The organism is Streptomyces sp. NPDC003016, from assembly GCF_053591455.1.
On the sequence record NZ_JBSFTV010000003.1, the window covers coordinates 266,060 to 280,930 of the forward strand.

The 14,871-nt window shown below is 72.4% G+C and carries 10 protein-coding genes; 6 read left to right on the top strand and 4 right to left on the bottom strand.

The features are described 5' to 3' along the window. Positions 1–2 precede the first annotated feature (2 nt). The 3 genes from ACWDZ4_RS04075 (at position 3) to ACWDZ4_RS04085 (ending at position 3,598) form a co-directional block, all read left to right on the top strand. Positions 3–1,493, top strand: coding sequence for an FGGY family carbohydrate kinase (locus ACWDZ4_RS04075; RefSeq protein ID WP_451506875.1), 1,491 nt, complete (start codon positions 3–5; stop codon positions 1,491–1,493). A 302-nt stretch (positions 1,494–1,795) separates the two neighbouring features. After that, positions 1,796–2,860, top strand: a complete 1,065-nt coding sequence (locus ACWDZ4_RS04080; RefSeq protein ID WP_451506876.1) for a glycerophosphodiester phosphodiesterase family protein — start codon at positions 1,796–1,798, stop codon at positions 2,858–2,860. Positions 2,861–2,956: 96 nt separating this feature from the next. Beyond that, complete coding sequence (locus tag ACWDZ4_RS04085) at positions 2,957–3,598, top strand: superoxide dismutase (RefSeq protein WP_451506877.1); 642 nt, start codon at positions 2,957–2,959, stop codon at positions 3,596–3,598. A gap of 133 nt (positions 3,599–3,731) precedes the next feature. Here the strand turns inward: ACWDZ4_RS04085 and ACWDZ4_RS04090 are convergent, their stop codons facing one another. Both ACWDZ4_RS04090 and ACWDZ4_RS04095 read right to left on the bottom strand, forming a co-directional pair. After that, positions 3,732–4,070 carry a hypothetical protein gene (locus tag ACWDZ4_RS04090; protein WP_451506878.1) on the bottom strand — a complete coding sequence of 113 codons (339 nt, stop codon included), beginning with the start codon at positions 4,068–4,070 and terminating at the stop codon, positions 3,732–3,734. A gap of 119 nt (positions 4,071–4,189) precedes the next feature. After that, a complete protein-coding gene (locus ACWDZ4_RS04095; RefSeq protein ID WP_451506879.1) occupies positions 4,190–4,828 on the bottom strand; it encodes a mycothiol-dependent nitroreductase Rv2466c family protein in 639 nt (212 codons plus the stop codon). Positions 4,829–4,962: 134 nt separating this feature from the next. Here ACWDZ4_RS04095 and pepN point away from each other — a divergent pair, with 134 nt between their 5' ends. Both pepN and ACWDZ4_RS04105 read left to right on the top strand, forming a co-directional pair. Next, positions 4,963–7,548, top strand: coding sequence for an aminopeptidase N (gene pepN / locus ACWDZ4_RS04100; protein WP_451506880.1), 2,586 nt, complete (start codon positions 4,963–4,965; stop codon positions 7,546–7,548). Between the two features lie 166 nt (positions 7,549–7,714). Then, positions 7,715–8,803: a hypothetical protein gene (locus ACWDZ4_RS04105; RefSeq protein WP_451506881.1), complete on the top strand. Its 1,089-nt coding sequence runs from the start codon at positions 7,715–7,717 to the stop codon at positions 8,801–8,803. Between the two features lie 27 nt (positions 8,804–8,830). Here the strand turns inward: ACWDZ4_RS04105 and ACWDZ4_RS04110 are convergent, their stop codons facing one another. Next, entirely contained in the window at positions 8,831–10,561 is a 1,731-nt protein-coding gene (locus tag ACWDZ4_RS04110) for a TIGR03767 family metallophosphoesterase (RefSeq protein WP_451506882.1), read from the bottom strand. 209 nt (positions 10,562–10,770) lie between these two features. After that, a complete protein-coding gene (locus tag ACWDZ4_RS04115) occupies positions 10,771–11,229 on the bottom strand; it encodes an NUDIX hydrolase (RefSeq protein ID WP_451506883.1) in 459 nt (152 codons plus the stop codon). Positions 11,230–11,441: 212 nt separating this feature from the next. Between ACWDZ4_RS04115 and ACWDZ4_RS04120 the strand changes: the two genes are divergently transcribed. Continuing rightward, positions 11,442–14,735, top strand: coding sequence for a S8 family serine peptidase (locus tag ACWDZ4_RS04120; RefSeq protein WP_451506884.1), 3,294 nt, complete (start codon positions 11,442–11,444; stop codon positions 14,733–14,735). Positions 14,736–14,871 lie beyond the last annotated feature (136 nt).

Consider the following 14,871-nt stretch of genomic DNA (forward strand, 5'->3'; position numbering starts at 1 on the left):
GGATGCCGGAGGTTCCAAAGGCGCCGGGGACGCTGTACGTCGGTGTCGACGTGGGCACGTCCATGGTGAAGGCGGCGGCCTTCGACGCGTCCGGGCGGGAGGTCGCGGTCGAGTCCCGCCCGGTCGCGCTCGACATCCGCGGCGGGCGCGTCGAGCAGGACATGGACGAGGTGTACGCGGCGGTCGTGGACGTACTGGCGACGCTGACGGCGTCGGCGTCGGGGCCGGACGGGTCGGCCGCGGTGGAACTGGCCGGGCTCACGGGGCAGGGCGACGGGGTGTGGCTGGTCGACGCGCGGGGCCGGCCGGTGCGGCCGGCGATCTCCTGGATGGACGGCCGGGCGCACGCGCTCCTCGACGGGTGGGTGGCGTCGGGCGTCTTCACCGCCGTCTACCGGCGTACGGGCGGCGCGATGTTCCCCGGGTGCCCGGGGCCGGTGCTGGCGTGGCTGGACCGGCACGAGCCGAAGGCGCTGGACGACGCCGTGACCGCCCTGTACTGCAAGGACATGGTCTTCCAGCGCCTGACGGGGGTGCGGGCCACGGACGTCTCCGACGCGTCCATGCCGTTCCTGGACCCGCGGACGCGGGCGTACGACGACGAGACGCAGGACCTGCTGGGGCTGGGCCACCGGCGCGGCCTGCTGGCCCCGGTCGCCGACCCGGTCGCGGTCGGCGAGACGCGCGGCCCCGGCCTGCCGCCGGGCACGCGGATCGCGGACGGGCCGTACGACCTGCCCGCGTGCGCGCTCGGCGCGGGGGTGACGCGGCCGGGGGACGGGCTGCTCATCATCGGCACGTGCCTGGCGTCGCTGGTCGCCACGGACGTGCTGGACCTGGAGGGCGGTGAGCCGGCCGGGCTCCACATCTCGACCGACCGGCGGGGGCAGTGGCTGCGGGCGATGCCGGCGATGGTGGGCACGGCGGCGCTGGACTGGGTGCTGAAGACCACCGGCGTACGGCACGCGGAGGTCGACGCGCTGCTGGACGCGACGCCGGCGGGGGCGAACGGGGTGCGGGTCCTGCCCTACTTCGCGCCGTCGGGGGAACGCGCGCCGTTCGTGGAGCCGCGGCTGCGGGCCGAGGTGACGGGCGTGTCGCTGGAGACGACGAAGGGCGACCTGGTGCGTGCGACGTGTGAGGGGATCGCCTTCGCCGCGCGGCACTGCCTGGAGGCGGCGGGGCTCACGGGTGACCTGGCGGTGTGCGGGGGAGGGACGCGTTCGCCGGCGTGGATGCGGCTGTTCGCCGACGTACTGGGCCGCCCGCTGCGCGTGGTCGGGGGCGAGGTGGGGGCGCGGGGCGCGGTGCTGGCGGCGGCGGAGCGGTTCGGGGTGGAGCTGGACGTGGCGTCGTGGACGCGGCCGACGGCGGTGGTGGAGCCGGACGCGGGGCGGGCGGAGTGCTGCTCGGTGGGGTACGCGGCGCATCTGGCACGCCTGGCGGAGGCGCGGGCGCGGGTGCGGGCGGGTGGTGCCGGTGGCCCGGGCTGAGCTTCTTCGCCGGGGTGCCGGCGGCGCAGCGCTCCGGGGCCGGTGCCGCGCCGGGGCGTCTCCTCGGTCGTCGGACACCGAGGCACCGCGATGTCGATCCGGCCGGTCGCGTGCGACGCCCTGCGGGGAGCGCCCCGGCACGGCCCCTCCCGGCACCGTGAATCGTGGGGCGGGGGCCGGGCACCGGGTGAACCCCGCGCGGCCACTGCGTGAAAGGGGGCCGTACGCGGCTCCGGACCGGGCTGCCGCGGCCTATCGTGCAGTCGCCGCTTCTCCGAACTTGCCCTGTCAGGGAGACTTCCATGGCCGCACTGCCGAGACGCCGCTCCGTACTCCTCGCCGCCGGCGCCTCCTCTGCCGTCGCGGTGATGCCCGGAGCGCATGCCGCCGGTGAGCAGCGCCCGCGCAAGGGGCCCGTCGTCATCGGACACCGCGGCGCCGCCGGCTGGCGCCCCGAGCACACCGCCGCGTCGTACACGCACGCCGTCCAGACCGGCGCCGACTGGATCGAGCCCGACCTCGTACCGACCAAGGACCACGTCCTCGTCGTACGGCACGAGAACGAGATCTCCGGGACGACGGACGTGGCCGGGCATCCGGAGTTCGCGTCGCGGCGTACGACGAAGACCGTGGACGGGCGGGCCGTCACCGGGTGGTTCACGGAGGACTTCACGCTCGCCGAGCTGAAGACCCTGCGCGCCGTCGAGCGTCTGCCGCTGGTCAGGAACCGGAACACCGTCTTCGACGGCCGTCTGGAGGTCATGACCTTCCAGGAAGTCGTCGATCTGGCGCGGACGTTGTCCCAGCGGTACGGGCGGACGGTCACCGTGTTCCCGGAGACGAAGCACCCTGCTTACTTCCGTTCGATCGGCCTGCCCCTCGAACCGGAGCTCGTCCGCGTGATCCGGCGCAACCGGCTCGGCGCCCACGAGTGCGTCGTCCAGTCCTTCGAGCCGTCGAGCCTGGTCCGGATCGCCGAGGCCCGGCTGCGCCTGCCGCTGTGGCAGGCGCTGGGGACGGGGAGCGGCGGCCCGTACGGCCACCCGGTGACGTACAGGGAAATGATGACGCCGGCCGGTCTGCGGCAGATCGCGGAGTACGCCGACTGGATCGGCCCGGACAAGTCGTCGGTGGTGGCGCCGTCGTCGCTGGTCGCGGACGCGCACGCGGCGGGGCTGAAGGTCGGGGCGTACACCTTCCGCAGCGAGAACCAGTTCCTGCCCGCCGGATTCCGCCGCGGCACCGCGCCCGAGGACTTCGGGGACGCCTTCGCGGAGTACGCGCTGCACTACGGGCTCGGCGTCGACGCGGTCGTGACCGACTTCCCGGACCTGGCGGTCCAGGCGAGGGAGGTCGCCGGGTCCTAGGACCAACGGACGACCGGGGGCTGATCATCTTCGGGCACTCCTGCTGCTAATCTGCACTTGCATATTGGTCGCAATAAGCAGTCGGAGGGCTCGGACATGGCCACTTACACACTTCCTGAACTTCCGTACGACTACGCGGCGCTCGAACCTGTCATCAACCCGCAGATCATCGAGCTGCACCACGACAAGCACCACGCGGCCTACGTGAAGGGCGCGAACGACACGCTCGAACAGCTCGAAGAGGCACGCGACAAGGGGTCGTGGGGAGCGATCAACGGCCTGGAGAAGAACCTCGCGTTCCACCTCTCCGGCCACATCCTGCACTCCATCTACTGGCACAACATGACCGGCGACGGCGGCGGCGAGCCGCTGGAGAAGGACGGTGTCGGTGAGCTCGCGGACGCGATCTCCGAGTCCTTCGGCTCCTTCGACAAGTTCAAGGCCCAGCTGACCAAGGCCTCCGCGACGACCCAGGGGTCGGGCTGGGGCGTCCTCGCCCACGAGCCGGTCAGCGGGCGCCTGATCGTCGAGCAGATCTACGACCACCAGGGCAACGTGGGGCAGGGATCGGTCCCGATCCTGGTCTTCGACGCCTGGGAGCACGCCTTCTACCTCCAGTACAAGAACCAGAAGGTGGACTTCATCGAGGCGATGTGGAAGGTCGTCAACTGGCAGGACGTGGCCAAGCGCTACGCCGCCGCCAAGGAGCGCGCGTTCAACCTGCTGCTCGCGCCGTAGGCGCGCCATGACGTCCTGCTCGTGATCGTCTTCTCAACCTTCACCTGCGGGCGGATGAAACGGCCGGCCCCCGCGAGGACGTGACTCGCGGGGGCCGGCTGTTCGCGCGCACCCGTACGGAAAGGGCCGCCGGTCAGCCGGCGCGGCAGACGGAGGCCGCCTTGCGGACCACTGTCACGACGGCGCGGACCAGCAGGACGTTCACGAGCGCGCCGCCGGTGAGGTAGACCATCGGGCCGAACGGGTTCGCGGCGCCCCCGGCCGCCGGGTCCCCCGCCCCGAAGAGCGCTCCGAGCGGGAGCAGGGCGAAGACGGTCACCAGCACCGACCCCGGGAAGGTCGCGAAGTACAGCCCGGCGAGGTGGTCCCGCGGGGCGCCGGCGATGCCGTGGGCCAGTCCGGCGGCCGTCACCAGGCCGACGTACAGGAGGGCCGGAGCCCAGGCCGCCGTGGCGGGGCGCGTGCGATTCATGTCCGGAACCCGTCTTTCCACGGTGGCCGTGCCAGGGGCGGGCCCGCGGATCCGCCGGCCCGCCCTCATTATTGAACATGTTCAATACCGTGGCCACCCCATCCGGGGGGCCGCCCCCGTCAGTCGAAGACCGGGCCCTGCGTGCGCGTGCGCTTGATCTCGTAGAAGCCGGGGACCGAGGCCACCATCAGCGTGCCGTCCCACAGGCGCGCCGCCTCTTCGCCCTTCGGCGCCGGGGTGACCACCGGGCCGAAGAAGGCGATCTCCTCGCCGTTCGGGCCGGGGACCGAGATGACCGGGGTGCCGACCTCCTGGCCGACCTTGTCGATGCCCGCCTTGTGGGAGGCGCGCACCTCGGCGTCGTACGTGTCCTTGTCGGCGTACTCGATCAGGTCCGCCGGGAGGTCCACGTCGGCCAGCGCGCCCGCTATCGCCTCCGGGGTCGGGCCCTCGCCCTTGTTGTGGAAGCGGGTGCCGAGCGCGGTGTACAGGTCGCCGACCACCGTGTCGCCGTGCAGCCGCCGGGCCGCCGTCACCACCCGTACCGGGCGCCAGCCCTTGGGGCCGAGCAGCTCGCGGTACTGCTCGGGCAGCTGGTCGATCTTGTCCTCGTTCAGCACGGCCAGGCTCATGACGTGCCAGCGGACCTCGACATCACGGACTTTCTGCACTTCCAGCATCCAACGGGATGTCATCCAGGCCCAGGGGCACAGCGGGTCGAACCAGAAGTCGGCGGTGGTCCTGCCGTTCTCGGACATGTCTCTCCTCATCGATGGAGCGGTCGCACCTCGACGGGGGCAACACCGCTGGTCGCCAGAGGCATTCCCGCGCGTGCGGTGTCCGTGCCGCGTGGGAGTATCGGCATGTTCGAACGAGACACGAAGGAGTGCCCGTGCCCGGTGAGAATCTGTCCCGCGACGAGGCCCGCGAGCGGGCCGAACTGCTGTCCGTCGACGGATACGAAGTGGCCCTCGACCTGCGATCCGCGGTGGGAGAGGGCGACGGGGAGCGGACGCGTACGTTCCGCTCGGTGACCACCATCCGCTTCCGGTGCGCGCGCCCCGGCGCGGACACCTTCGCCGATCTGCTCGCGCCGTCAGTGACGGCGGTCACGCTGAACGGCGAGGCGCTGGACCCGGCGGTCGTCTTCGACGGGACGCGGGTCGCGCTGGCGGGGCTGCGGGAGGAGAACGTCCTGGTCGTGGACGCCCAGTGCGCGTACAGCCGCACGGGCGAGGGCATGCACCGCTTCGTCGACCCGGAGGACGGCGAGGTCTACCTCTACACGCAGTACGAGCCGGCCGACGCGCGGCGCGTCTTCGCCAACTTCGAACAGCCGGACCTGAAGGCGCCGTTCCGGTTCGAGGTGACCGCTCCCGGCGGATGGACCGTGTGGAGCAACGGCGTGGGCGAGGTGACGGAGGACGGGGTGTGGCGGTTCGCCGGCACCGAGCCGATCTCGACGTACATCACCGCCTTCGTCGCCGGTCCGTACCACTACGAGAGCGACCTGTACCGGCGCACGCTCGCCGACGGCACGGAGATCGAGATCCCGCTCGGCGCCCTGTGCCGCAAGGGGCTCGCCCGGCACTTCGACGCGGACGACATCTTCACGGTCACCAAGCAGGGGCTCGACTTCTTCCACGACCACTTCGACTACCCGTACCCCTTCGGGAAGTACGACCAGGCCTTCGTGCCCGAGTACAACATCGGCGCCATGGAGAACCCGGGCTGCGTGACCTTCCGCGAGGAGTACGTCTTCCGCGGGAAGGTGACGCGGGCGTCGTACGAGCGGCGGGCCAACGTCATCCTGCACGAGATGGCGCACATGTGGTTCGGCGACCTCGTCACCATGCGGTGGTGGGACGACCTGTGGCTGAAGGAGTCCTTCGCCGACTTCATGGGGACGTACTCGATGGTCGAGGCGACGCGCTTCACCAACGGGTGGATCACCTTCGCCAACAACCGCAAGGCGTGGGCGTACCGCGCCGACCAGCTGCCCTCGACGCACCCCGTCACGGCCGACATCCGTGACCTGGAGGACGCGAAGCTCAACTTCGACGGGATCACGTACGCCAAGGGCGCGTCCGTCCTGAAGCAGCTCGTCGCGTACGTCGGCAAGGACGCCTTCATGGAGGGCGCCCGGCGGTACTTCAAGCGCCACGCGTACGGGAACACCCGGCTGGAGGACCTGCTGGCGGTATTGGAGGAGACGTCCGGGCGGGACCTCGCGAGCTGGTCGCGGGCGTGGCTCCAGACCGCCGGAGTCAACTCGCTCACCCCGCAGGTCACGTACGGCTCGTCCGGGCGGATCACCGAGCTGGCGGTGTTCCAGGAGGCGGCCGGACCCGATGCGGAGCTGCGTCCGCACCGGGTGGCCGTGGGCCTGTACCGGCGCGAGGAGGCCGACGGGGCGCTCGTGCGGTACGCCCGCGCCGAGGTGGACGTCGCCGGCCCGCGCACGGTCGTGGCGGAGCTCTTCGGCAGCGAGAAGCCGGACCTGGTGCTCGTCAACGACGAGGACCTGACGTACTGCAAGATCCGCTTCGACCCGGAGTCGCTCGCCACGCTGCGCGCGCACCTCGACGACGTGAGCGACCCGCTGGCGCGGGCGCTGTGCTGGTCCGCGCTGTGGAACCTGACGCGGGACGCGCTGCTCCCGGCGCGGGACTTCGTGGACCTGGTGCTGAGGTTCGCGGGGCGCGAGAGCGACATCGGGGTGCTCCAGATGCTGCACACGTGGACGCGGTCCGCCCTGACGCACTACGCCGCGCCCGAGTGGCGGGAGGAGGGCGGCCGGCTCCTCGCGGAGGGCGCGCTGCGGGAGCTGCGGATCGCGCAGCCGGGCAGTGAGCACCAGCTGACGTGGGCACGGTTCTTCGCGGCGACGGCCTGCCGGGAGGCGGACTTCCAGCTGCTCCAGGGGCTGCTGGAGGGCACGGCCAGGATCGACGGCCTGGAGGTGGACCAGGAGCTGCGCTGGGCGTTCCTCGGACCGCTCGCCTCGTACGGCGTGGCGGACGAGAAGGCGGTCGACGCGGAGCTGGCCCGGGACGACACGGCGTCGGGCAAGCGCCACCAGGTGCGGTGCCTCGCGTCGCGCCCCTCGGCCGCGGTCAAGGCGCAGGCGTGGGCGGCGGTGGTGGAGTCCGACGCGCTGTCGAACGCGCTGGTCGTGGCCACGATCGACGGCTTCATGCAGCCCGGACAGCGGGAGCTGACCGCCCCGTACGCCGAGAAGTACTTCGCCGCGATCGAGCGGGTGTGGGCCGAGCGGTCGATCCAGATCGGGATGGACGTGGTGTCGGGGCTGTTCCCGGCGCTCCAGGGCGACCGGCGCACGCTGGACGCGACGGACGCGTGGCTGGCCGCCCACGCGGACGCGGCGCCGGCGCTGCGGCGGCTGGTACTGGAGGCGCGGGACGACCTGGCGCGGGCGCTGCGGGGGCAGGTGTGCGACCGGGCCGCCGCGGTGTGAGGACCCGGTCACCGGACGGGCGGGGTGCGGGCCAAGGTCCGCACCCCGCGCGGCGGCTAGGGTTTCGGCAATCGAACGGTCGTACTTTAGTGCGGAGTTGTCCCGGATTGTCGACGGGTGTGTAACAGCGGTTAGCGGGTGGGGTGCGGGCGGGAAACCCCGGGACATGAACCACAACACCCCGGTCTCCCCCCGTCCCCTCGCCCACCTCGCCGACGCCCGGCAGCGCGTGCTGTCCGCCGCGCAGCTGCGTACGCGCGGCGTGTCCGCCGCCAAGGCCGCCGGGCAGTGCCGGCCCGGCGGGCCCTGGCAGCAGATCCTGCCCGACGTCTTCGTCCTGCACCCCGGCCCGCCCTCCGGCGAGGAGCGGCTGCACGCCGCGCTGCTGTACGCGGGGCGGCCGCCCGCGGACGCGGTGGTGCCGGCGCAGGCCAGGGCGGAGGGCGCGGCGGAGGGCGGGGCGGGCCCGTACGGTGACGTCATGGTCACCGGGCCGGCCGCGCTCGCCCTGCACCGCTTCCGCGGCGCTCCCCCGTTGCCCTCCCTCGACCGGGTCGACGTACTCGTACCGCGCACGAGGCGGCTGCGGTCCACCGGGTGCGCGCGCCTGGTCCGGGTCCACACGATGCCCCAGGCCCGGCAGATCGACGGCGTGCCCGTCGCTCCCGTCGCCCGCGCCCTCGCGGACACCGTCGCGCACCTCCGTGACGCCGATGCCGTACGGCAGCTGCTCACCGAGGCCGTGCGCGGATTCCACTGCGAACCCTCGGCGGTGGTCAGGGAGCTGACGCTCGCGCGGCTGCTGTCCAGGCCGTACGTCGTCGACGCCGTCGACGCGCTGCTCGCCGAGGGGCGGGCCGTCGCCGAGGACCGGCTGTACGCGATGGTCCGCGACCACGGACTGCCCGACCCGCTCTGGAACGTCGACCTGCGGCTGCCCGGCGGCCCCCACCTCGGCGGCGTCGACATCTACTGGCCCGAGCAGGCGGTGGCCGTGGAGCTGGACACCCGGACGCCCCGGCAGGGCGGGGGCGCAGCGGGGTCCCCCCTGCTCGAAGGAGACCGAGAGCTCGGGGAATGGTCGGAGTACGCCCGCAAGCGCGAGCACCTGGAGCGGCTCGGCATCACCGTCGTCCACCTCACGCCGAAGAAGCTGCGGGAGTCGCCGGAGCAGCAGGCGACCGTGGTGCGGACCGCCCTGATGGCGTCGGTCGAACGGGATCCGGCCGCTTATGTCGTCGCGCTGCCGCGCTGAGCGGCGGCGGTGCTTCTGCGGGGCGTGTCAGCGCTTCTTCAGCAGGAGTTCCGTGTTCCGGGCGTCCGCAGGACCCGCGAGGTTCCGCCGGGCGCCCGGCGCGTTGAGGGAGAGTTCGCGGTAGAGGGCCGCCAGGCCCGTCTGGGAGAGGTCGGTGTAGTCCGTGCGGTGCGGGGCGGCGGACTCGATCAGCGTGGTGAAGAGGGAGAGCGTGCCGTCGTGGTTGTCGGTCAGTTCGACGACCCGGGCGAGCTGGGGGAACTCGACGTGCGAGGCGGTGGAGATCTCCCAGAACGTGTCGTGCGCGAGGATCGCGTTGCGGTGGCTGTGCCCGTTGATCCAGGCGACGACGTTGCGGCTGCGCTTGAGGAGCGCGAGGAGCCTGTCGCCGCCGCCGTCGTCGAACGTCCAGCTGTTGTGGTGGCTGAAGACGATGACGTGGTCGTCCTGGTGGGCGGCGAGCGTCCGCTCCAGCCAGCCCAGCTGGGCCGCGCCGATCGAGCCGGCGAAGTGGCCGCCCCGGTCGGTCGTGTCGAGGCTGATGCCGAGCACGCGGTCGGAGATGCGGAAGGAGTAGTACAGGTTCCCGGTGTCGGCGTTCTGGCGGGTGTAGCCGTGTCCGGCCGGCCCCGCGCCCGCGTACGCCGGGTCGAGGTGCGCCTCGACGTACTCGCGGGGCGTGAAGGGGGCGCGGGCCGGGTCGGGGGTGATGCGGCGCATCCGCCGGGACTCGCGGCGCAGGAGGTCGGTGAAGTGGCGGCCGCGCGGGTCGTCGCCCTTCTTCAGTACGGCTTCGAGCGCGCTCGCGTCGGACGCCGGGAGGGAGAGCAGCTTGCGGTCGCCGACGGCGAAGCCGGCGAGGAACCCGGAGGCGTCGCCGGGGGCGAAGCAGCCGCTGGGCAGGTCGTCGTGGTTGCCGACGGTGGAGTACCAGGGAACGCGCAGGCCCGGACTGTTGACGGGGCGCAGCGCGGCGGCGAGGTAGCCCTCGACGCGCGGGAAGCCGCGCTGCTTGTCGGCGTCGCGCAGGGCGGTGTCCGGGTGCCAGTAGAGGGGCAGGCCGGAGTCCTGGACGCCCTCGTAGCGGCCCGGTTCGCCGGTGTCGGGGGTGATGCGGCCGCCGCTCATGGTGCGCAGGAACCAGTCGAGTTCGGCCTTGTTGTTGTTGTCGGTGTTGTCGCCGGTCGTCATCACGAAGCCGAGGTCCGCCCCGGTCACGGGTCCGCCGCGCAGGGCGTTGACCCGCTCCACGAGCGCGATCGCGCCGTGCACGGTGAGGGCTTCCTGCGGACGCCAGGCGCCGGCCGCCCGGACGCGCAGGTACTCGGTGCGGACCGGGTGCTGTACGTCGGTGAGGTGGAGGTCGGTGAGCTGCACGAAGGAGGCGAGGGCGGTGCGCCGGTCCTCGCGCCCCGGGCGGGCGGCGGCGAGCGGGGTCCGCAGGACGCGCTTCCAGCCGGGGCCCGCGCCGAGCCGCCGGTAGCCGGAGCCGGCGGCGGGGCCGCGCGGTGTGGCGACCGTACCCAGGGTGGTGCCGGCCCAGGCCGGGGCGGCGACGGGGGCGGCGGGGGCCGCGGGCGGGGCGGCAGGGGCGGCGGGAGCGCCGGCCGGGCCCGGCGTACCGGCGGCCGCGGCCCGGACCCCGTCCCCCGGGCGGAACGCGAGGCCGAGGCCCGCACCGGCACCGGCCGCTCCGGTCACGGCGAGGAACCAGCGGCGGTCGAGGGCGGCTTCGGCTGCGGAGCGTAGGCGTGACATGGCGCGGTCTCCCCGGGGTGCGATCGCATCGGCCGGGCCCGGGGTGGAACCCCCTTGCCCCACTCGATCGTTGGCATCCGGAATGACCTGCGCGTTAACGGCCCCGCAACGGTCGGCGCCGATCACCGGTCAGGGATCACTGCCCCCGCGGATCACCGTAGAACGCCATCACGCCCTCCCCGGGCGGAGCGGCCGCGCTCACTCCCCGTTCACCTGCCGGGGAAGGCGGCGCGTCCCACGGACGGTTTCGTACGCCACAGCTCCATGCCGGTGTCGACGAGTTCGACGTGGTCGAGGCGGGCCACCTCGTCCAGCGGGTGCCAGGCCGCGAGATCGGTGGATCCGGCCGTCTCGTGGCGGAGTTCACCGCCGGTGATCCGGCCCTCGTACACGATCCGCAAGCCCTGGAAGTCCGCGAACGTGCCGAGTCTGCGCGGGTAGCGGCGGGTGACGGAGTCCACGCCGAGCAGCCGGACCGGTTCGCACGCGTAGCCGGTCTCCTCCTCCACCTCGCGGATCACCGTGTCGTACGGGTCTTCGCCGTGGTCCATGCCGCCGCCGGGCAGCGTCCACCGCTTCGCGCCGTCGGGCGCCACCCAGCGGGCGAGGAGCACCTGTCCGTCCCGTACACACACGGCGTAGGCCGCCACCCTGAGCTCTCGGTTCATTGGCCGAGGTTACGGGGTTGTTATGCGGCGTGGAACGGGGCGCCCGATATCTCACGGTTCAACCCCGGTGGCGCATACCGCGCGGTGGCGGATGTGTGCCACGACGGAACTCCGTACCTGACAACTCTCCCCAAACGACCACCTCTTAGGCAAGGCTGAGCGGTCATCCGGCACCGTATTCCGGACTCCTTCTTTCACATACAGGGAAGCCCATGACCCTCGAATCATCCGGCTCCATACCCGGGGCCAGACCCGCGGCCCGCATAGCGCTCGCCGCGGGCCTGGTCGCGGCGCTGTGTGCGGCCGCGCCGGTACCCGCCCTGGCGGCCGGTTCCGACGACCCCAGGGCCACGGCGTCCGCGCCCAAGTCCGCCGCCGCGAAGCTCGGTTCCGCCGACGCCCAGCTGCTCGCGGAGGCGGAGGCCGACGGCACGAAGAGCGTCACGCTGATGGTCGCCACCGCGCCCGGCTCCACCGAGCAGGTCGCGCGCCAGCTCGACGCCGTGGAGGGCGGCGTGGTCGGCCGTACGGACGACAGGCTCGGTTACGTACGGGCCACCCTGCCCACCGGCAAGGCGGACGCGGCCATCACGGCCGCCGCCAAGCTCTCCTCCGTCCACGGCATCGACCTCAAGCAGGAGATCCTGCTGGACGACCCGACGCCGGCCGGCGACCGCGGCAAGGGCGCGGACACCGCCGCCGAGGGCACGTACTCCGGCCCCGGCAAGCGGACGCCCGCGAAGAACCCGTACAACCCGTCCTTCGAGACGGGCGCCGTGGAGTTCGTGGAGGACCACCCGAAGGCCGACGGCCGCGGGGTCACCATCGGCATCCTCGACTCGGGCGTCGACCTCGGCCACCCGGCGCTCCAGAAGACCACCACCGGCGAGCGCAAGATCGTCGACTGGGTGACGGCCACCGACCCGGTCGCGGACGGCGACGGCACCTGGCTGCGGATGAACGGCGCCGTGACCGGCCCGGTGTTCACCGCCGGCAGCCGCACGTACTCGGCCCCGGCCGGCTCGTACATGTTCCGCACCTTCGCCGAGGCCGCCACCAAGGGCGGCGACATGGCGGGCGACCTGAACCGCGACGGTGACACCACCGACGTGTGGGGCGTGCTGTACGACGCCGCCGCCGGCACGGTCCGCGTCGACCTCGACGACGACGCCGACTTCGGCGACGAAGAGGCGATGAAGCCGTACAAGGACAAGCACCAGGTCCGGTACTTCGGCAAGGACGACCCGGCGACCGAGGTCGTCGAGCAGATCCCGTTCGTCGCCGAGATCCGCAAGGACGTCGTCGTCAACGCGGCGGGCGCGAAGTCCGACTACGTCAACATCGGCATCATCGAGGGCTCGCACGGCACGCACGTCGCCGGCATCACCGCCGCCAACAGCCTCTTCGGCGGCCGGATGAACGGCGCCGCCCCCGGCGCCAAGCTGGTCTCCTCGCGCGCCTGCACCTGGAGCGGCGGCTGCACCAACGTCGCGCTCACCGAGGGCATGATCGACCTCGTCACCCAGCGCGGTGTCGACATCGTCAACATGTCGATCGGCGGCCTGCCCACGCTGAACGACGGCAACAACGCGCGCGCCCAGCTCTACACGCGCCTCATCGACACGTACGGCGTGCAGCTGGTCGTCTCGGCCGGCAACAGCGGCCCCGGCACCAACACCATCGGCGACCCGTCGCTGGCCGACAAGGTCGTCTCGGTCGGCGCGTCCATCTCCAAGGAGACCTGGGCCGCCAACTACGGCTCGGTCGTGGAGAAGAAGTACGCCATGATGCCGTTCTCCTCGCGCGGTCCGCGCGAGGACGGCGGCTTCACGCCGACCATCTCCGCGCCCGGCGCGTCCATCAACACCACCCAGACCTGGTCGCCCGGCGGCCCGGTCGCCGAGGCCGGCTACAAGCTCCCGGCCGGCTACTCGATGCTCCAGGGCACCTCGATGGCCTCGCCGCAGGCGGCGGGCGCGAGCGCGCTGCTGCTCTCGGCCGCGAAGCAGAAGAAGATCGACCTGACCCCGGTGGAGCTGCGCACCGCGCTGACCAGCACCGCCGACCGGATCAAGGGCACCCAGGCGCACGAGCAGGGCTCCGGCCTGATCGACGTCGTGGACGCCTGGGAGGCGATCGAGGACGGCGCGACCGCGCACGACTACGCGGTCAAGGCGCCGGTCGACACCGCGATCGACTACGCGCTCAAGACGCCGGGCTTCGGCACCGGCCTCTACGACCGCGAGGGCGGCCTGAAGGCCGGGCAGAAGAAGACGTACGACGTGACCATCACGCGTACCAGCGGCCCGGACCGCGCGATCGAGCACGAGCTGGACTGGAAGTACAACGACGGCACGTTCCGCCTGCTGGGCGACGACGGGATCGACCTGCCGCTGAACCGGCCCGTCACCGTCAAGGTGCAGGCCCGGCCCGGCTCCGCCGGTGTGCACAGCGCCGTCCTGGAGGCGGACGACGAGCGCACCGAGGGCGTCGACAAGCAGATCCTGGCGACCGTGGTCGTGGCCGAGGACCTGGTGAAGCCCGCCTACGCGTTCTCCGGCTCCGGTTCGGTGCAGCGCAACAGCAGCACGTCGTACTTCATCAACGTCCCCGAGGGCGCGAAGTCCCTGGAGGTCGCGCTCGGCGGTCTCGCGAAGGGCAGCCAGACCCGCTTCATCGGCATCCACCCGTACGGCGTGCCGGTCGACTCCACATCGTCGATCGTCTGCTACCCGAACTACACCAACCCGGCCAACACCTGCCGCCCGGACCTGCGTTCGTACGCGGACCCGCAGGCCGGTGTCTGGGAGGTCGAGGTCGAGTCGCGCCGCACGTCGCCGCTGCTCGACAACCCGTACACGCTGGACGTGACGGTGCTCGGCGCCGCCTTCGACCCGGCGGTGCAGACCATCCCCGAGGCCGAGGCCGGCACGCCGGCCCCGGTCGAGTGGAAGGTCACCAACGGCTTCGCCGCGCTGGACGGCAAGCTCAAGGCCGGCTCGCTCGGCTCGTCGAAGAACGCCCGCCCGAGCATCAAGAAGGGCGAGAAGCAGACCACCGCGGTCACCATCGGTGAGGGTGTCGAGCGCTTCGACGTCGCCATCGGCGGAGTCTCCGACGCCACCGCCGACCTCGACCTCACGGTCAAGAGGGACGGCGTCCAGGTCGGTCAGGCCGCGGACGGCGACTCGGAGGAGGCCGTCAGCCTCGTCAAGCCCGCGGCCGGTACTTACACGATCGAGGTGGACGGTTACGCGGTCGGCGCCGCCGGCACCGAGTACGACTACCGCGACGTGTACTTCGCGCCGTCGCTCGGCCGGGTCGAGGTCGACGACGCGCAGACCGTGAAGCTGGCCAGCGGCGCTTCGGCGCAGGTGAAGGCCCAGGTCGTGGTGGCCGGCGAGGCCCCCGAGGGCCGGCGCTTCTTCGGCGAGGTGCAGCTGGTGAACGCGCGCGGCACGGTCGCGGGCTCCGGCAGCGCCCAGATCGAGAAGGTCACGCCGTAACACCGTCAGCACCGTTCGCCCGAGGGCGGGTCACGGAGGAGGGGCGAGTCGTTGTTGCCACCGCTCGGGAACCGGTGGCTGCACACTCAGGCTGTTGCCGCGCGGGCCGTTGAAGCGTCGAAGGCTCTGCCAGAGA